This is a genomic window from Wenzhouxiangella sp. AB-CW3 (genome assembly GCF_014725735.1).
In the GTDB taxonomy this organism is placed as follows: Bacteria; Pseudomonadota; Gammaproteobacteria; order Xanthomonadales; family Wenzhouxiangellaceae; genus Wenzhouxiangella.
This window is the reverse complement of record NZ_CP061368.1, coordinates 2841273-2860836: the sequence shown is the minus strand read 5'-3', so window position 1 is coordinate 2860836 and position 19564 is coordinate 2841273. Positions and strand designations below refer to the sequence as shown.

Here is a 19564-nt window from a genome sequence, read left to right as displayed (position 1 = left end):
GCTCTTCATGGCTGACTAGTTGGTGGCGTGGATAAGTCATGCGGCAATGATGGCTTGAGACCGGGAGCCGGTAAATCCTTAGATTGCCGATTCGTGCTGTAGGAAATTTCCTGCAAATTGTGGGTGTCCCGGATTTTGTGGATGTTTTGGATTCCCTCTTGGGATTCCCGCTTGTTGCAGCTTGACAAGTTGCGTTGAAGTCCCATAGGATTTTCCTTGGGCAGGGTTGACGAACGTTGGATGTCAATGGCAATAGGAGGAGAACCAAATGAAGTATCTTTCAAGTTTTCTGATCCTACTGGGGTTGGGGCTTGCCGTTTCGGTAGATGAGGCACGCGCCACTCCTACCCATGAGTGCTCTAGCGGGTGCTTTATTGTCACCTGTAGCGGAGGTGGGGACTGCAGTCTCTACTACTGTTCAGGCGCCACCGGCTGTGACAAGATCACAGATTTTATCCGTCCGAATTCTAGCCCTGTTCCGAATCCTGGAGAAATGTCTTCAACGCAATCGGGGCATGAAGGGATTCAATTTGACTCAATTGCTGGAACAGCGAGTCAGCCGGGTTCGGGGCCGAGTTGCGGAATGAATCCATGCACGGTCCGGCTGTGTGACGCCGATTATTGCGAACTATGGGGTTTCAGAAACGGATCAGCCTATCAACTCGGCTCGGGTCAGAACCTCGATGCTTGGTTTGAAACGCTGAGCGAGGAGTTCGTGGACTAAACAGCGAGTCGGTTTACCAGCAAGTATGCCGTCTTCATTAATTGAGACACCAGTTCGTCAACTTGCCAGTGCCGCGGCCAATCGGTCGCGGCATTTTAATACCGAAAAACTGGGCCACACTACTTGGGCAGCTGGCATGCTTGAGTGGACCGCGAAAGACGGTCAGCTAGTGATTGGCAGCCTCCTCGTCGGAGAGGTCCTGGATGGCGCCTGATAGGAAAACCAGGACACCCACGATTCTGAGGACGCAAACCAGGACACCCAGAGTGTTAGCAACGCCCTGGGGGACGCAAACCAAGACACCCAGAGTGTTAGCAACGCCCTGGGAGAAAACCGGGACACACATTTTTTGAGGAAAACCAGGACACCCACGATTCTGATGGCTGATGCAGCGCAAAGGCGGGTGGCTGGGCGTCGAAATTCTCATTAAATTCGCTCGGAACCGCTAAAGAACCAGAGGACGTCGGAAAACCAGGACACCCACGATTCTGATGGCTGATGCAGCGTAAAGGCGGGTGGCGGGACGTCGAAATTCTCTTGAAATTCGTGTGGAATCGCCGAGATTGAGCGTTTCGAACCTTCGGGCGGTCAGGTGGGGCCGAAAATTTGCACGGGTTGGCGTCCGGTGCATGCCGGAGATTCTGGGTCAGATCAGGGTCGGGTTACCAAAGGCTGGGATGTTCCCGCAGCTTCTGGAGTGCCAACTCCCCGGAAACACCCTTCATCCAGCGCTGCCCCAGCTCGGCGGCCTTGAGCATCAGTGATTCGGCGGAGCCGATGGCGCGGTAGTAGTTGTTCTCTGTTCCTTGGACACGCCGCATCCACTCGCCTGGATGCTTGGCGACGTTCCGGAGGCTTTCCGGCGGCATTTCTTCAGTCGCGGAGAGTTTGCCGCGCTTGTCGGGATGGGCTTGGAGCCCGGTCCATCGGACCAGCTCGATATAGCTGGATTCCGTGAGATCCGAGAGGGTGTCTACATCGAGCCCGGCGACAGGCTTGAGTGCCTCCTCCTGCTGCTCTTTGCCCAATGCCTTTGCAATGGCCGATTGAGCTGATTCCAGTCGGTGCCGGACCGAGGTGTGCGCGGAGTCGCGAAGCGTCTCGCACATGCCGGCACGGACCGGATTCAAATCAACGTAGGCCATGCAGGAAAGAACGGCCTGCTCATCCAGCAGCGCATGACACTTGAACCGGCCTTCCCAGAATCGGCCCGAGCAGCCGTCCTCCCGATTGGCCCAACGAGCAATGGGTTCGTTGAGCGCCCGCATGAACCAGCTGATTGAACCGAGGCGCTGACGAATGACGTCAAGTCTCTCGGCGTTCCCAAGAAGCGCGAGGGCGGCCCGCTCCACGCAGGCCGGATCGTCACGGTTACTGATCGAGCCGGGGAATATCGCTAACCAGCGTTCGGCAACTTCCCTGTCTGTCCATTGCCAGGGCGTGACCGGATCGCAACGCAAAACCACGTGGACATGATTTGACATTACCGCATATGCAAATACGGAAATGGAAAAGCTATCTGCAAGCTGGAATATCCGATCCTCGACCCACTCACGCCGATGCTCGAAGTTCTTTCCGGTAAGCTGGTCCACCCCGCAGAGAAAAGCACTACGCACGCACCGACTTACACAGCATAGGCGATGAAGCACTTGCGGTTTGCGCGAAACGCGCAAGAAGCGAGTGCGGAATGCCGTCATGCGTGGTAGAAGCCAGGCTCTTCATTGCTGACTAGTTGGTGGCGTGGATAAGTCATGCGGCAATGATGGCTTGAGACCGGGAGCCGGTAAATCCTTAGATTGCCGATTCGTGCTGTAGGAAATTTCCTGCAAATTGTGGGTGTCCCGGTTTTATCTCGCGGTTTTATCCCGGTTTTACGCTCGATCCGCGATAAGGCTAAGAAGCGCATAGGTTATGCCATTACCGCGGGACAAGTTATGGTGTGGGACCCACCGCCCGGATGGGCTACAGCGTTCGCCCCTTTACAACCCGCTTTTCCAGATCGCGCAAGGCGGCCGGATTCTCCAGCGGGTTTTCGGTAAGCACTAGGAAGCTGGCCTCATGGCCGACCGCCAGGCGGCCGACAGACCGGCCCGGGAAGATGGCCCGGGCGGTGTCGCGAGTGAGCATGTTGAACAACTCTTTGGGGGTGAACACGTCCAGCCCCTGGAGGTACTCGTGTTCGGTGAGCACGTCGGCATCGAAACGATCCGAGCCGATGATGACCGGGACGCCGGCCTTGCGCAGGTGCGCCAGGTTCTCCTTCTGCAGTGCACGCACCTTGTCGCGCTGTTCGTCGTCGGCATCAACGAACAGGTCGACCACGCTGGCAGTGGTTATCACGTAGGTCTCCTGCTCCGCGGCGCGTGCCACTGCACTGCTGCCGAGTCGATACGAGTCCGCCCCGTGTCCGTCCCACCAGTGGTACCCGGGGATGTGGGCGATGATGTCGACGCCGGCCTCGACGGCGACAGCGAAGTCGGTGGCGGATTCGACATGCGCCGCCACGCGCAAGCCCCGGGACTGGAGGTAAGGCACTAGTTTGCGGACCACGTCGTAGCGCAAGCCATTGACTCCGAAGTAGCGGTCCTTTCCACGGCGCGACTCATCCTCGCCGTGCACCATCACGATCTTGACCAGGTTTGCTTCGGTTGCCTTGACCAGCGGCCATTTGCCTTCGACTTCGTCGGGGCTGTCCATGGCGATCAGGGTCTGGTCGAGTATGTCTTCGGGCTTCGGCGGTTCTGCGCCTTCGTGAGGCGGCTGCAGCGCCATGCGCAGGGGATGCCCATCGGAGCTGGTCACACAGGCACTGGCAAGCTCGACCTGCAGCGGCGTCTCGGCCAGGGCATCTAGGGTTGCCGCTCTCGTCTGCCCGTTTCCGCACATCATCAGCGCATAAAGGATGCCGGCATCGACATATGCCTCACTGAATCGGCCGGCCAGCCACGGGTTCTGCAGGTTGTGGTTGTGCGCTTCGGCGTAGGGGGGAATGACATACTGCCCTTGGAGATCGACGATCTCGAAGTCCCCGTCCGGCACGGCATCGACGAAGCGGCCGTCGACCACGAACCGGGACCCTTCGACAAACTCGGTGCCGTCCCACCATCGACCATGGTCGTATCGGGTGGCGGCCTGCGAGTGGCCCATCATGCCGGCCAGAATCAGCGCTGCCAGGCAGGCAGCGACGGCGAACTGTAATCTCATGGTGAATCTCCGAGAATGATCCGATTTCGAATGCGGGCCTGGGCCCGATCCATGGGAGGAGCTTAATACGCCGGATCGGGAGGGACAATATGCCGATGGTCACTGGGCACCGTCGCAATGCCACCGGCTTTGGCCATGAGGGCCTCGGCCGATCCGATCGCGCGGTAGTAAAGGCTTTCGGTGCCCTGGACCTGGCGAATCCACTCCCTTGGATGGTTGGCGATTTGCCAGATATCAACCGGCGCGGCGCGCTTGCCGTCGGTCAGCGGACAGAGTTTGCCTCGTTTGTCCGATCTGGCCTGCTCGCCGGTCCATTGCACCAGCTCGATGTAGCTGCTTTCGCTCAGGGTCATCAGGGCATCGGCATCCAGCCCGGCGACGGTCTTGAGGGATCGGTTCAGGGTGGAACGGCCCGACCCGACCTGCTCTTCATGGTTAGTCCCTCGCGCTCACGCAGCCGACGCTGGATGGTTGTGTGGTCCCGTTGGAATTCAGGCAATGGGCTGCTTATACTTCCTATACCTTATATCCGCGTACCGGAGGCGTTCGGTCACTGCCCGGAGACTATGAGTGCCGCATGAGCTTTTCAATTCTGAACGTGGCTGAAACCGCAAGAATCATGGGAAAACAGGAGGCCTTATGAACCAGCGCGGGCGTGAAGAAAAGTCGGAACCGACCACGCCGCAGCCAAGGGGGCCATCGCTGAAATCGCTGTTCTTCGGCTTCACCGATCTGCTTTTCAACCTGGATTCTCGGTTGTGGCAGACCTTGATCGGACTGGTCTGGCGACCGCTGGAAACCAACCGCCGCTATTTCGATTCGGGCGATACCGGCTGCTCAATCCGCTCAAGCTTCTGACCGGATTGTGCGCGCTGGCAGTCGTGATCATGGCAGTGCTGCCGGGGGTACCCTCATTCAGTGAGATGTTTGAAAGCCTCCATCCGGAGATCATGGCCGAATTACGCGCCGAGATCGAGAGCGAGAACGTGCCCTGGCCGCAGTTCACCAGCACACTGGACCAGCGCATGAGCATGCTCAATGCGCCGATGATGCTACTTATTGCCATCCCGATGATTTTCTATTTCAAGCTGATCCGCCGCGATCGCCCGCTGGTCGAGCACGCGGTGTTCACCCTTAACTGCTGCAATGTTTACGTCCTGTTCCTCATCCTTGGCTTGCCGATTTACATGATGGAGCTGGGCTTGATGCTGGCCTCGTTGCTGCCGTTGCTGCTGGTGCCCTACCTGCTGGCCGGACTGTGGGCGTTTTACTACTCCACTCCTGGCCGATTTGCCTTGGTCTCGTTCGGACTGCTTGCGGTAGGCGTGATCGGCTACGTGGTCGCGGCCAACATCGCGATCTTCATCGGGTTTTTCTGGGCCTCCCACAGCGTGATGGGCTGACCGGCGCGGCTAGCCCACAGGAAAGTGGCGCAAAACCAGGACACCCACGATTCTGATTGAGCAAAACCAGGACAAAACCAGCAGGACAAAACCCAAAACCAGGACACCCACGATTCTGATGGCTGATGCATCGTAAACGCGGGTGGCGGGGCGTAGGAGTTCTCATGAAATTCGCTCGGAAATACTGAGATTGGGTGTATTGAGTAATCGGACAGCGAAGGGAGGCCAGAGATCAGCACGGGCTAGCGTCCGGTGCATGCCGGATATTCTGGGCCAGATTGGGGTAGGGCTACCAGGGCAGTGGTTGTTCGCTCAGCTTCCGTAGCGCGAACTCCCCGGAAACACCTTTCATCCAGCGCTGGCCCAATTCGGCGGCCTTGAGCATCAGTGATTCGGCGGCGGTGGTTGTCAAGATAGAAGTCGCCTTTTCCATACTCATGCAGCCTGACTTTCCGGCTGCTTTTCCTTTTCCGGGTTCAACCACACGGCTCCTGCCGGAGACCAGTTGCGGGTATCCCCACTCCAGCGCTGTGGATGCTTGTCCCGCGCCGCTTGATAGACGGCATGGCGTTTGGCCAGGATCTCAATGTCCTGTCCAGTGTGGCGCTGGTGCGGGGTGACGTAGTTGATCCCGCGATGCTTGTGCTGATGGTTGTACCACTCGACAAAGCGCGCGACCCACTCGCGTGCCGCTTCCAGCGAGGCAAAGCCAGTCTTCGGGAAGTCCGGCACATACTTGCAGGTTCGGAACAACGATTCGACGAAGGCATTGTCATCACTGACCCGCGGTCGGCTGAACGAGGCCGTGATACCCAGCTTGCCGAGCATGACCTGGACGGTCTGACCTTTGATCGGGCTGCCGTTATCACCATGGAGGACCAGCGGTTGATCGACGCAGCCTTCCCGCCAGACCGTCTGCTGCACCAGCTCACTGGACAGCACGGCACTCTCGCTATCATGCACTTCCCAGCCTACGATCTTGCGGCTGAACAGATCCATGATCAGGTACAGGAAGAAGAAGCGCCCACGGATATCGGCCGGCAACCAGGTGATGTCCCAACACCAAACGGTGTTGGGCGCATCGGCACAGTGCGTCGCTGGCGGCCGGGCCGCTGCAGGCTTGCGGGCACGACCGCGATGGTGCTGCTGGTCCTCGTCATTCAGTACGCGGTAAAAGCTCGACTCAGAGGCCAGGTAGCGGCCCTCGTCGGCCAACTTCGGCACGATCTGGCCCGGCGGCATGGAAGCGTGCTCGGGCTCGTTGCAGACCGTTACAATCGCTTGCCGTTCTTCAGGCTTGAGCGCGTGAGAAGGCAACGGGCGCACTGCCTCAGGCCGTTTGTCGGCGCGCACGCCGCCATCAGCCGTCCAGCGCTGATAAGTGCGTGCCGTGATGCCCAGCACCTGGCAGGCGGGCCTGAGACGGGCGCCAGCGGTTCTGGCCTCGTCGATCAGCTCAACAGCTTTCTGGCGATCCGGGGTGCTGATCATTCGTCCTCTCCGTCCCCCCAGATCGCCCGGGCTTTTTTTGACAAGGTAAGCAAGGCAGCCGTCTCCGCCAGGGCCTTTTCCTTGCGTGCCAGATCGCGCTCGAGTTCGCGCATCTTCCGGCGTTGTTCCCGGTCAGCCTTCACTTGGCTGGCGGTGCGTTCCTCGGCCCAGTCGTTGGCCTGCTCGCAGGCCCGACGCCAAGCAGCCAGCTGCTCAGGATACAGGCCGCGCTTGCGGCAGTATTCCGAGCGCTCAGACTCGTTCATCGAAGCCGTTTCAATCACGGCCGCGAACTTGTCCCGAGCACTCCAGCCCTGGGCGTCAGATCCGGCATCGGGGTACAGCTCTCCGCGCTCCCGAGCCTGCTTGCGCCACAAGTACACCGTCGGCTCAGAAATGCCTTCCTCAGCGGCGACTTCTCGGACCGTTCGATTATGTGGTGGGCACAATTTGGCCAGCACTGATTTTCTGCGTTCTTCTGAATACTTCACTGTCAGCTCCTGTCCGCCCCCTCTTGGAGACTATTTTAGAGGAGACGACAACTATCCTGACAGAGGGGGGGGTCGACGTTGGCGAAGTGGGCGGTGTCGGTAAACTGAGAGTCGGCCTCATCCTGGTGGGCAATCACGCTTCGGGCCTTAGCCGAGTGATCATCATCGCCAATCAGTGAAATCACCTCGTCGCTGCCTTCCTCTTCCCAGATACTATTAAACCGGCAACGAAATACCTATGGTATTCGTTGCACGGCATTTGCGGCGCATGTCCGCCTGAACTTCTGGAATGACGGATTCGGAGAGCATTACCACTTCCGGCCAGTGTGACGGCTTCGAGTTCGCGCCGGGCGAACTTGACCCCAAAGTGTTCTCTGATCGCTTCGAGCAAAAACAAACACCTGGGTCGAAAGAAAAGGGAATGCATTTTCAACCCCCGAGCGGGAGATGGAGAATGAAAATCAGATACTTAGAGGGTTTTCGAACCCACCGGAAGTGCAATAGAACCTCGTTTTTTCGCTGGGCGTACACATTGAGGCACCCCGGCCTCGTGACGAGGCCGGGGTAAGCAAAGGCGTTTTATAGTCGGATCCAGGCGTCCTGCCAGTTGGAGCCGGTACCCGGTGCGTAGTGAGCAGGACTGTTGACATTGCACCAGCCACCCTGCGGGAACGGCCGGCATCGATAGAGATTGTCATCGCTACCCAGCACGATTGTGTCGCCCGGCTGGTAGCTTCCGATTCCGTCGGGATAGACATAATCGTAGTCATCTGGATCTCCTGGATCCTCATCAAGACCATACGAGGCAACCAGAGTGACACCACTGTAAGAGGCATAGCCGCGTAGCATGATGTGCCAAACTCCGGCTTGCGGGTTGTCGAAGGTGCAAGTTTCGTTGTTGCCCCAGCGGTACGGACGGCAATCCCAGTCCGCGATGGTCGGTGGTGAACCGTGACGGACGTAAAGGTCGGCATCGCCGGAACCGCCGCTGATGCTGACTTCCAGATTCTCGGCACCTTGCGGTACTTGAATGAAGTAGAAAGTTTCCGAACCCAAGCTGCCCGACAGGTCGGTAACCGGCACATCGTTCTGCAGCTCGTTAGGTTCAGGATCGGGATCGGGATCCGGATCAGGGTCAGGATCCGGGTCGGTGGTGCCGAACAGCGAGTACACCAGCCTGTTGGGTGAGCCCGAGCCGATGCCGCTCAGGCGACCGGTGGTGGCATTGCTGTAAACGGCGTTTTCCACCTGTGCCGGCGAGGCATCGGGGTTGTTGGCCAGGTATAGCGCGGCGACGCCGGCAACATGAGGCGAGGCCATGGAAGTACCGCTGATGGTGTTGGTGGCGGCGTTGCTGGTGTGCCACGGGGCAGTGATGTTGCTGCCTGGCGCGAAGATATCCACGCAATTGCCCCAGTTGGAGAAGCCGGAGCGGCTGTCATTGCTGGTGGTGGAACCCACGGTAATAGCGGCCGAGGACCGTGCCGGCGAGACGTTGCAGGCACTTTGATTCTCGTTGCCGGCCGCCACCACCACGGTGACACCGGCATTGCGCATGCGCGTCACGGCGCTATCAGTGGCCGCGGAGGCGCCACCGCCCAGGCTCATGTTGGCCACCGCCGGCTTGTTGTGATTGGCTGCCACCCAGTCCATGCCAGCAATGATGCCGGAAAAGGAGCCGGAGCCCTGGCAGTTGAGCACGCGTACCGGCACGATGTGCGCGGCCTTGGCAACGCCCCAGGTCGAACCGGCCACCGTGCCGGCCACATGGGTGCCGTGACCGTTGCAGTCGTTGCTGCCTCGGCCGTCATTGATCGCCGTATAGCCACTGGTAACCCGACCGCCGAAGTCATTGTGTCCGGGTCGTACTCCAGTGTCGACGATATAGGTGTACACATTCGACGCCGTGGTCTCGTAGACGTAGGTGCCGTTCAACGGCCGATCGCGCTGGTCGATACGGTCCAGGCCCCAGGTGGCATTGGGCTGAGTGCTTTGTGACAGCTCGACGATGCCGTCTTCCTCAATATAGGCGATGCGCGAGTCAGTCAGGAACTGCTCCAGCGCGTCGTCGTCGGCGCGTACCACAAAGCCAGGCAGTACATGGCGATAAGTGCGTACAACCTCGGCGTTGTATGAAGCGGCCATCTGACCGGCAACGCTGGCGATGCCAGCTTCCCAGTTGTCTCCCGAGCCCAATGCGGAAAGCTCCTCGTGCAGGACCACGATGTATTGCTTCTCAATGGGGTTTGCAGCGAAGTGGAGCTCCACTCCGCCCTCGGTGCTGGTGTTGGCCGAGGCCATACTGGCAAGGGCCAGCAAGCTCGCACCGGCTAGGGCTGATAAAATGCATTTCTTCATCTAAATGAACTCCCGTTTTTTACAAAACGTTTAAGTAGCTCGGCCGGCCCCAAAAGCAGGGATCGGCTTCATTGGTGATTTCCCTCAAGTGACGCTTCCCCCTTCGACAACGTATCGAAGGACCGTCATAGCCTTGGCAGAGGCTATCCGTGTTTTGTAGGCCGTCATGCCGGGCTTGCGCCTTCAGTAAACGCACAAATTCCCCTCAAATCTTTCTCAAAGCTTTCTACATTGAGCTGTCTATCACATGGTCAATGCCTAATCGTTAGGTCCGTCACATTTGCTGCCAGGCGCCAAAGGGAGTAAGCTGCGAAGCAGTCGATTCGACTGTGGGGCCTTCATGGGATTTGGCTTTGAGGCACCTTGGCCGGCCGATACGGTGGAATTGCGTATTGGCCAATTGTGCCTAGATCTTCGTTACCGCAAAGTGGTCCGGCCTGGCAAGGAGGTGGAGTTGCCGTGCCGGATGTTTGAGCTGCTGTTGCTGTTTGCCGCCGAGCCCGGTGTGCTGCACACTCGCGAGGAACTGTTGCGCCGAGTGTGGGGTGAGGTGGTTGTGGGCGATGCCAACCTAACGCAGAGCGTCTCCATGCTGCGCAAAGCGCTGGGCCGCAAACGCCGCGACTGGATTCGGACGGTGTCGCGCAGCGGCTACGTGTTCGAACCGCCCGAATCACCAGTAGCGGTTGGCTCGGAGCATACGCTGGCAGAGCCAGGGCGCTCTTTCCACCCACCGCGTGGGTGGCACCTGGGGCTGGCTGCAGCGGCCGTTGTTGTGGGCATGGCGGTGCTAGCCAGCGTTGCCCTGCATCACTTGGGGCGGTCTGATCAAACACTGCCGGAATCGGTGGCGTTGGTTGTTCTGGGCGAAGAGGGCCACCACACTGAGGTTGCGCAGGCTGCGCGTCTACTGGAAGTGTGGTTGGGCTGGAAACTGGATCTAGTGCCATCCGTTCGTCGCCTGCACATGCCGCATTTTTCCAGCGCTTCCGACCACCATGTCCGCACCCGACTGATTACCCTTAGTGCCGGGCCGCTACCGCATGGCACCCAGCGCTACTACCTCCAGGCCCACGACAGTCAGTACGGTGGACATTGGCGCGTAGAAGGGCGGTCGGCCGAACTGGTTACGCTGGTCGAATCGTTGGCCAGCAAGATTGTCGCCGAGTTGGTTCCGGAGGCTGCCGGGAGCGACTGGCCTGCGATCAACCTGGAGCCAGACCAAGTTGCGCAACTGGTGGAGCTGGATAGGCTTACGCGGGTCCATCAGTGGTCCGCGGTGCTTGAGAAGGGCAAAGACTTGGCCGAACAAGCACCCGGCAGCGCCATGGTTCATCTCTACCTGGCCCGTGCCATGGGTGCAACGGGGCAGATGAGGGTGGCCCATGAATTCTTGCAGAAAGCGCGTGCACTGCTGGTTTCTGCACCCGATATCATCGATCCGGCCCTCACGTTGTGGGCCGGCACGCTGGGCGTGGAAAGCGAGCAGGCGCTGGAGGTGGCCGAGCAACTGACGGAACAATATTCCAGACGCACTGATCTGGCACGTCACCGCGCGGTGTTGCTAATGCTCAACGGTCGGCCAGCCGATGCCCTGGACTCAGCCCGATCAGCTAGCTGGTATTTGGAGCCGCCGGCCGAACGATTCCGTTGGCTACTATTGAAGTCTTATCTGCACTTGCAGAACGGCGACCTGCACGTGGCTGCCCGGCAGGCGGAACAAGCGTTGGATTTGGCCGTGGAAAGGAACTGGATGCTGGAACGGGGATTGGCCTCGCTGACCTTGGCCGACATAGACAGGGGCCGCAAGCTGGGCCGGATCGATGGCGACTACTACCGTCAGGCGGCAGACCTACTCAAGCAGTCCGGCGCTGAACTGCTGGCATTGCAAGCCGATCTGATGGCCAGCTTTGGTGAGGCCGGATCCAACAGCGACGCGGACCTCGACACCTTGTTGGCCAGGGCACGTGCCGCAGGTCAGACCATGCTGGAGTTCGACGCCTTGCGCATCATCGCCCATCGCCATTTTCATGAAGGCGATATCGACCGCTACCGCCGCTTGCTGGAGCAGTCAGCCTCAATGGCCGATGCCATGGGCAGTGACACCGCGCGCCAGTTCGCCTTGTTGGACGCGGTCAATGAGTCCTTTCTGCGTGGTGATATCGACAACATGCAGTCCGGCCTGAAACAACTGTCCGAGGGCGAGTTGCAGGGAGAGGCGCGGGCCTGGGTTCAACACTTCCGGGCGGCGGCACACTTAAGCCGTGGGGGGTTCGTTCATGCCCTGGATGTTCTGGACGAGACCGTCCTGGACCAGGCCGGTCCCGCCATTGTTCAGATTCGGGAGTGCTTGCGTGGCCGCATTTATCTGGCATTGGGAGAGCTGGTGGAAGCCCGGCGCAACCTGGAGCGCTGTGGCAACTCCGAGGCTTTGGTGCGACAACTTAGTGGCGCAGCCGGGCTGGCTCATGTAGATCTTCTGGCCGGAGACCGGCAGCGGGCCACAGAGCGTATGCAGTGGGTTGCGCAGAGTATGGAAGACCTCACCAGCGTGCCGGACCGCTGGGCCATCGCCATCGAACTGGGCGAGTTACTGGCCCGTAGCGGCGCAGCCGATCAGGCGTTGACACAGCTACAAGCGGTATTGCCCGCGCTGCACGATGCCGATTACCCCTGGCTGGAAAGCCTGGCGCTCACCGGGCTGGCCGAGGCCCACGCGGTTATGGGCAACCTGGAGGCCACCCATCAATACGTCAAGGCGGCCGAGCAGACAGCCAATGGTGAGTGTTGGTATGTGAACTACAGGCTGACCATGCTTGAAGCGGTTATCGCCCACATAGAGCAAGCCCATGACCAGGCCCACCAAATTCTGATTGGGCTACACGAACAAGCGTTGACTCGCGGCGACATACTGGTCCAAGTGCTTATCGACGATTTGCTCAGGCAGTGGGGTTACGTACCGGTTTGTGAAGCGTCCACCTGCGAAATCATGCGTTTGGAAAACGGCCTGCGCGGCGCCACCATGGAATGGCTGGTGCGCGGTTTGCCGACCAATGACGAAAACGCCGAAGATCGTAGCCTTGCCTGGCACTGACAATCACTGACAATCATTCCGGCTATTGCATACCATAATTAACCCGGCAGTCGTACAGCTCCGCTCCAGGGCTTTGTCGCTCCGCGAAGTCGCCCTTGCGCTCTCGCCTGCGCTGTTCGCGGATGCTGAGAAGCAAGCTGAATGTCAGCCGATTAACGATCTTAGGCCGGTCCATATTGGTCTTTCCCGTAGCTTGAGCATAATGCCAGCATTCGCCGGACTAGCCATACGGGACACGGCAAACTGCACGGCAGTTTGTCACACTGACGGTACTGGGCCGAGTGCCGCCCAAGGTTGTAGCACCACCTCAACTGGTAATTGCGGCCGGTTCCGTTGCGATTCGTAGTTGAACCCGCGTCCGGGTTATCGTCGTCGAACTCTACCCAGACACCCAACCACCCGCATATATTCTGTATAATCCGCGCACTCCGCTCGTGTTCCGCCTTTCCGGCCCCGGTTCGGCCCGGCTGTTGACGTTGCTTTCGAGATTCTGTCGCCCGGCAAGTGCCTGGTCGACTCCCAAGGTTGTTTGCCCATGAGTTTTCTGTATTCCGTGCGTCGGGACTGGTTCTCGAACGTCCGCGCCGACGTACTGGCGGGTCTGGTCGTGGCCCTGGCTCTGATTCCGGAGGCCATCGCATTCTCTCTGATCGCCGGGGTCGACCCCAAGGTCGGCCTGTATGCCTCGTTTTGTATTGCCGTGGTGATTTCCTTCACCGGCGGGCGACCGGGCATGATCTCGGCCGCGACCGGGGCCATGGCGTTGTTGATGGTGACCCTGGTTCGCGATCATGGCCTGGAATACCTGCTCGCTGCCACGCTGCTGACCGGCGTGTTGCAGATCATCGCCGGCTATTTCAAGGTGGCCGAGCTGATGCGCTTCGTCTCGCGCTCGGTGGTCACCGGCTTTGTCAACGCGCTCGCGATCCTGATCTTCCTGGCCCAGATTCCGGAGTTGATCAACGTGCCGGCCGCGGTCTACCCGATGGTGGTGGCCGGCCTGGTCATCATCTACGGGCTGCCGCGACTGACCCGGGCCATTCCCTCGCCGCTCATCGCGATCGTATTCCTGACCCTGGCGGCCGTGGCCTTCGGCATCCAGGTGCCGACGGTGGGTGACAAGGGTGATCTGCCCGATGCCCTGCCCACTTTCCTCCTCCCGGACATCCCCTGGACCCTGGAAACGCTGTGGATCATCCTGCCGGTGTCGCTGACCCTGACGGTGGTTGGCCTGCTGGAGTCCTTCCTGACCGCCCAGATCGTCGATGACCTGACCGACACGTCCAGCGACAAGCACCGCGAAGCCAAGGGCCAGGGCGTGGCCAACATCGTCTCCGGTTTTTTCGGTGGCATGGCCGGTTGCGCCATGATCGGCCAGTCGGTGATCAACGTGAAGTCCGGTGGCCGCGGCCGCCTGTCCAGCCTGGTGGCCGGCGTCTTTCTGCTGCTGATGGTGGTCTTTCTGAGCGACTATGTCGGCATGATCCCGATGGCCGCCCTGGTGGCGGTCATGATCATGGTCTCGATCGGCACCTTCAGCTGGCGCTCCATCATCGACCTCAAGCACCACCCCAAAACCTCCAGCCTGGTGATGATCGGCACCGTGGTGGTGACCGTCGCCACCCACGATCTCGCCAAGGGGGTGCTGACCGGAGTGCTGTTGTCGGCGCTGGGTTTTGCGCGCAAGGTCAGCCAGGTTCTGGTGGTCGAAAAGTCTTTGGAAGATGACGGCGAAACCCGCCGCTACACCGTCACCGGCCAGGTGTTCTTCGCTTCGGCCAGCGACTTCCTCGCCGCCTTCGACTTCCGTGAAGTGATCGAACGGGTCAGGATCGATGTCAGCTCGGCCCATTTCTGGGACCTGAGCGCCGTTGGTGCACTCGATCGTGTCATCCTGAAGTTTCGACGTGAAGGCGTCGAGATTGACCTTGTGGGCATGAACGAGGCGAGCCGGACCATGGTCGATCGACTCGGCGTGCATGACAAACCCGACGCCGAGAAGCTGCTGGGCCACTGACCGGAGCCATACCATGAGCAAACCCGCCTACATCATCCCCACCGACGGCAAGGTCATGGCCTGCCTCGATGCCTCCGCCTATACCGAGTCGGTGGTCGACCACGCCGCCTGGGCTTCGCGACGACTGGCTGCCGACCTGGTTTGCCTGCATGTACTGGATCGAAAGCCCGCCCGACCGGCACGGGCCGATTTCAGCGGCAATATCGGCATGGATACCGGTGTCGAACTGCTCGAAGAACTTGCTGAACTCGATGCCAAACAGGCCCGCCTGGCCATGCGCCGGGGTCGGGCACTGCTCGAACAGGCGCGTCAGCGCGCCAGCGATGCCGGCGCGATCAATCCCGACGGCCAGCAACGTCATGGCCCGCTCGCCCAGGCCCTGACCGAGCTGGAAGACAACGTGCGCTTGTTCGTGATCGGCAAGCGGGGTGAAGCGGCCGACTTCAACACCGGTCATCTCGGTGCCAACCTCGAGCGCGTGGTGCGCAGCGTCCATCGCCCGCTGCTGGTGACCTCCCGCAAGTTCCAGGCCGTCGAACGCTTCGCGATTGCCTTTGACGGCAGCGCCACAACGCGCAAGTGTGTGGAAATGGTCTGCATGAGTCCCTTGCTCAAGGGCCTGCCCTGTCACCTGATCGTGGCCGGCGACGAGACGGCGGCGCTGACCGAAGCATTGGCATGGGCCCGTACCGAACTCGAACAGGCCGGTTTCGAACCGGAAACCATCATCCAGCCCGGCAACGCCGAGCAGATCATCACCGAACAGATCGGCGAGCTCGACATCGGCCTGCTGGTCATGGGCGCCTACGGTCACTCCCGCATCCGCCACCTGATCGTCGGCAGCACCACCACCGCCGTGCTCCGCAGTAGCACCATTCCGGTTTTGCTGTTGCGCTAAGCGTCCGGTATCGTGAATTAAGCCAACGGCCGGGCTTGATCCCCAATGGTCTGACACCATGACCGACTTCCGCCAACTGAGCGAAGAAAAGCGCGCCGCGCCATCGGCTCGGCCGAAGCGCTGATGGCCAAGGCTGAGGAACTGGGCCAAGTGTGGATGAGGGGCGTGGCCGGTGAGGTGGCCAGAAAGTTTCTCCGAGAACGACCTATCTGACAGTCGATCTCAACTTGAATCCGACCTGCACCGTCCGTGCCGGATATCAGTGTGCCTGACGTTCGGGATTGTGGCCTTTCCAGGCCGGATCGCTTGGCAAATCCGACAAAGGAAGAGAACCGGGACACCCACGATTTACACGAAATTTCCTACAGCACTAAGCGGCAATCTGAGGATTTTTCGGCTCCCGATCTCACGCCATCATTGGCGCATGACGTATCCACGCAGCCAACTGGTCAGCGATGAAGAGCCTGGCTTCTACCATTGCGTGAGTCGGTGCGTGCGCCGCGCCTTTCTGTGTGGCGTGGACCAGTTAACCGGTAAGAACTTCGAGCATCGGCGCCAGCATAGGCAATGGAGCAGTTGCGGTTTCCGCGACTGGCGGAAGAAGCGAGTGCGGAATGCCGTTATGCGTGGATCTAGGATCGGATCTTCAAGCTGGCGAAGTCCTTCGCGGTGTCCGTTTATGCATACGCGGTCATGAGCAATCATTTCCATGCGGTTTTGCGTAGCGATCCCCGTGCGCCCTGGCAATGGCCCGATCGAGAGGTTGCTGAACGCTGGCTGTCCATCTTTCCCGGCTCCATTAGTGATCGTGACGATCCAGCCTGCGTGGAGCGAGCCACCCTCGCACTTCTTGCGAACGCCGAGAGACTTGACGTCATTCGTCAGCGCCTCGGTTCTATCAGCTGGTTCATGCGGGCGCTCAACGAACCCATTGCTCGTTGGGCCAATCGCGAGGATGGATGTTCGGGAAGATTCTGGGAGGGACGCTTCAAGTGTCAGGCATTGCTCGACCAGCAGGCGGTTCTGTCGTGTATGGCCTACGTCGATCTCAATCCGGTTCAGGCCGGGATGTGCGAGACGCTTCGCGACTCCGCGCACACCTCGGTCCGGCACCGACTGGAATCAGCTCAATCGGCCATTGCACAGGCTTTGGGCACAGGGTCTCAGGAGAAGGCACTCAAACCGGTCGCCGGGCTCGACGCAGACACCCTCTCGGATCTGACAGAATCCAACCACATCGACCTGGTCCGCTGGACCGGGCTCCAGGCCCATCCCGACAAGCGCGGCAAACTCTCCGCGACTGAAGAAATGCCGCCGGAAAGTCTCTGGAGCGTAGCCAAACATCCAGCCGAGTGGATGGAGCGCGTCCAGGGGACAGAGAGCAACTATTACCGCGCGATCGGTTCGGCCGAATCACTGATGCTGAAGGCCGCCGAACTGGGTCAGCGTTGGATGAAAGGTGTTTCCGGGGAATTCGCACTCCAGAAGCTGCGGGAGCACCCCCTACCCTGGTAGCCCCCTTTAATCTGACCCAGAATCTCTGGCATGCACCGGACGCCAGCCCGTGCAAAGTTTCGAACCCAACTGACCTCCCAAAGGCTCAAAACGCCCAATCTCGGCGGTTCCGAGCGAACTCTAGGAGAATTTCAACGCCCAGCCACCCGCCTTTGCGCTGCATCAGCCATCAGAATCCTGGGTGTCCTGGTTTTTCGCTGCCGCCATCCAAAACCCCTTTCCGGGTCAACTGAACAAGCGGCCAAGCTTAGTGGCAACCGGCCAAAATAGTTGTCGTCCACCGGCCAAAGTAATTGTCGCTCAATAGTGCGGGCATGCAGGGCTCTCAACGTGCAACGGCACTGGTGCTATCCGGACCGACTGCAGCGCAACCGGACTGCGGCGCCAGCGGGCAATGGCCTCGGGTTGTCGGAAGCCGAAGGCAGGGCGTCTATACTTCCTTTACGCCTACGAGATACTGCACCCACTCGGACCTCCGAATATCATCTCTGGGCGGCAACTTGGTGCTCGGAAACATCGGGGGGGGCAGGCTGGCCAACGACCAAATCAACGGCGACGGTACATCGCCAATTGAGTTGCGACCTGTTCATAAAACGCAGTAAACGCCTTATACTCAATCGGTGTGGAGGTTTGATAGATGGCATCAAAAATATCAATTGGTTGGTAGCAACCGGGGCTCGACTCAATCATTGACACGCAGTGCCGCAACACCATCGGATGGTGCTGCCCACGACAGCCACCTAATTCTGCGCAGATCAGCGCCTTACCAACCAACCATGTCATCATCGGTGTATAGTAGACCAACGTGTCGGGGTCACTGGAGATTGGCGGTGCAATGAGTTCTGAACCACTCATTATCATTGCACCAAGAGCACCGTGCACCCCATTTTCATCGATCCGCTTCAGTGCCTGGTCCAGTCGGTTCATGACTAATTCGAGAGCATAGTCAGTGGAATTCGCGTGGTGTAGCTCACGAATCTCATCTCGTTCAAGCACACGACTTTGATACTCGTGCGATGGAAATTCCTCGACGTCACCCGACGACCGGCCCTCAAACCCAAGAATGATTTCCTCCGAGAAACCGGCACACAAGCGGGCAAAATTTACCAATTCATCCGAGCCAGGCACAACTTTGCGAAGTTCATCAACCCGGACAGTCGCCCTTGAATAGGGTTCTGCCTTTTCACAGTACCGAGCCCATTGCGCGAGATTGGCGCGCTCCTCACGATCAGTCCATCCGTATAGGGAACTAGCCTGAGCAAATATTTCGACAAGCCGCTCCCCGCTGGAGAATGGGTCAGGGCCAGGCTGAACTTGCCGAACTTCATCCGTCGTCGTGACCACCCTTCGCTTGAAGCCTAATGAATCTTCCGCCGATCCCAAGGAATCCACCATGCCAATCTGTTCGTCAGCATCATTTGGAACTGGCTCCACGAGAAGCGATTCGTGCTTGCCTGTCAAACCTTGAGGCTCGAAGGTCAGCCACCACCCGAGGGTGATGGCTGTAACCAAGCCTAGGCTGAGCAACCCAATTCTAACCATTCTGAATTTTGCTTTAGTTGAGTCATTCATTCCAAAAACCTCAATCCATCATTACGCGTCAAGAGCATAACTCCAATCCATCCTGCGACAGTCACGGATTAATGAGCGCATCAATGAAGTTATCGAATACGTCTTGATCAGAAAAATTGGGGTTTGCCGCCCCATAGAGATTCCAGTTCACTTGTGCAACTTGCCATGGAATCATCGAGCCAATGGGGTTGGGATGGTGAAGCCCTGTTTGCCGAAAGGTTTGAATATCTACAAGTGCCCAATCAATGGTCAGCTGGTGTACGCTATTGGCAAGATCTGCGAGCTGCTGAGCAGTTATTGCAATATTCCCAATCCTGACATATCCAAGTGGCCCACCACTGCCCAGCCCACCGAATTGCTCATCCCTCCCGACCCTGGTTCCGCCACCGCCGCTGCTGACAAACCCCCACACCATAAACGCTGGTCGCTTCGCCACAACGATGATTCTATCAAGCTCCTCGATCCCAGCCGAAAAAGGACAAAGACCTTCCACACAACCATTTTCATCCGGGGGGGGGCAAAAGGAAATCGCCGGGGAGGATTGGCTCATTGTAGGCGCCAGAATCAAAGGTCGACCATACAAGTTCATACGTTGATGTCAAACTATCTTCCGCGATCTTCTCGTAGAATCCTAGATTCTGCGCGCTCGCGGCATGAGAAAAAAGAAACACAGTTGCAAACAGGGCAATATATGCCGTACGCCTAGCTTTAATCATGATTCGATCTCCCTAACTATTTTAGTATTGAAACGGAAAGCAGTTGCATACCGGAGATCATGTGTTGGGTCACCAACGCGA

General features: G+C 59.0%; 15 protein-coding genes. 7 read left to right on the top strand and 8 right to left on the bottom strand.

The annotated features are described in order from the left end of the window. The first annotated feature begins 268 nt into the window (after positions 1-268). Positions 269-724, top strand: coding sequence for a hypothetical protein (locus tag IC757_RS12385; protein ID WP_190974612.1), 456 nt, complete (start codon positions 269-271; stop codon positions 722-724). A gap of 662 nt (positions 725-1386) precedes the next feature. Here the strand turns inward: IC757_RS12385 and IC757_RS12380 are convergent. The 3 genes from IC757_RS12380 to IC757_RS12370 all read right to left on the bottom strand — a co-directional run bounded on the left by IC757_RS12380 (position 1387) and on the right by IC757_RS12370 (position 4281). Then, positions 1387-2208: a transposase gene (locus IC757_RS12380; protein ID WP_223846121.1), complete on the bottom strand. Its 822-nt coding sequence runs from the start codon at positions 2206-2208 to the stop codon at positions 1387-1389. 478 nt (positions 2209-2686) lie between these two features. Next, positions 2687-3928, bottom strand: coding sequence for an amidohydrolase family protein (locus tag IC757_RS12375; RefSeq protein WP_190974610.1), 1242 nt, complete (start codon positions 3926-3928; stop codon positions 2687-2689). Between the two features lie 62 nt (positions 3929-3990). Next, positions 3991-4281, bottom strand: a complete 291-nt coding sequence (locus IC757_RS12370; RefSeq protein WP_190974609.1) for a hypothetical protein — start codon at positions 4279-4281, stop codon at positions 3991-3993. A gap of 286 nt (positions 4282-4567) precedes the next feature. On the opposite strand from IC757_RS12370, the gene IC757_RS12365 reads away from it, so the two are divergent. Next, positions 4568-4786 carry a hypothetical protein gene (locus IC757_RS12365; protein ID WP_190974608.1) on the top strand — a complete coding sequence of 73 codons (219 nt, stop codon included), beginning with the start codon at positions 4568-4570 and terminating at the stop codon, positions 4784-4786. Positions 4787-4815: 29 nt separating this feature from the next. After that, the gene (locus tag IC757_RS12360) at positions 4816-5331 is read left to right on the top strand and encodes a hypothetical protein (protein ID WP_190974607.1); all 516 of its coding nucleotides are present in this window, start codon (positions 4816-4818) and stop codon (positions 5329-5331) included. Positions 5332-5620: 289 nt separating this feature from the next. On the opposite strand, the gene IC757_RS16875 is transcribed toward IC757_RS12360, so the two are convergent. The 3 genes from IC757_RS16875 to IC757_RS12350 form a co-directional block, all read right to left on the bottom strand. Continuing rightward, on the bottom strand, positions 5621-5743 hold the full coding sequence (locus tag IC757_RS16875; RefSeq protein WP_263405565.1) for a hypothetical protein: 123 nt from the start codon (positions 5741-5743) through the stop codon (positions 5621-5623). Between the two features lie 23 nt (positions 5744-5766). Then, positions 5767-7319 (bottom strand): IS3 family transposase gene (locus IC757_RS12355; protein WP_411913475.1). Its coding sequence is split into 2 segments (ribosomal slippage): positions 5767-6845 and positions 6845-7319, totalling 1554 coding nucleotides; the frame shifts between segments, so codons are not numbered across the junction. 573 nt (positions 7320-7892) lie between these two features. Continuing rightward, a complete protein-coding gene (locus IC757_RS12350; RefSeq protein ID WP_223846120.1) occupies positions 7893-9671 on the bottom strand; it encodes a S8 family peptidase in 1779 nt (592 codons plus the stop codon). 340 nt (positions 9672-10011) lie between these two features. On the opposite strand from IC757_RS12350, the gene IC757_RS12345 reads away from it, so the two are divergent. The 4 genes from IC757_RS12345 (at position 10012) to IC757_RS12330 (ending at position 17195) form a co-directional block, all read left to right on the top strand. Then, positions 10012-12765 (top strand): winged helix-turn-helix domain-containing protein, encoded by a 2754-nt coding sequence (locus IC757_RS12345; protein WP_223846119.1) that lies wholly within the window; start codon positions 10012-10014, stop codon positions 12763-12765. A 535-nt stretch (positions 12766-13300) separates the two neighbouring features. Beyond that, positions 13301-14782 carry a SulP family inorganic anion transporter gene (locus tag IC757_RS12340; protein WP_190974605.1) on the top strand — a complete coding sequence of 494 codons (1482 nt, stop codon included), beginning with the start codon at positions 13301-13303 and terminating at the stop codon, positions 14780-14782. A gap of 13 nt (positions 14783-14795) precedes the next feature. After that, entirely contained in the window at positions 14796-15680 is an 885-nt protein-coding gene (locus IC757_RS12335) for a universal stress protein (protein WP_223846118.1), read from the top strand. Between the two features lie 693 nt (positions 15681-16373). After that, complete coding sequence (locus IC757_RS12330; protein ID WP_190974604.1) at positions 16374-17195, top strand: transposase; 822 nt, start codon at positions 16374-16376, stop codon at positions 17193-17195. A 546-nt stretch (positions 17196-17741) separates the two neighbouring features. On the opposite strand, the gene IC757_RS12325 is transcribed toward IC757_RS12330, so the two are convergent. Together IC757_RS12325 and IC757_RS12320 are read right to left on the bottom strand one after the other, a co-directional pair. Further along, on the bottom strand, positions 17742-18767 hold the full coding sequence (locus IC757_RS12325; RefSeq protein WP_190974603.1) for a hypothetical protein: 1026 nt from the start codon (positions 18765-18767) through the stop codon (positions 17742-17744). A 61-nt stretch (positions 18768-18828) separates the two neighbouring features. Next, entirely contained in the window at positions 18829-19317 is a 489-nt protein-coding gene (locus tag IC757_RS12320; RefSeq protein ID WP_190974602.1) for a hypothetical protein, read from the bottom strand. Between the last annotated feature and the right edge of the window lie 247 nt (positions 19318-19564).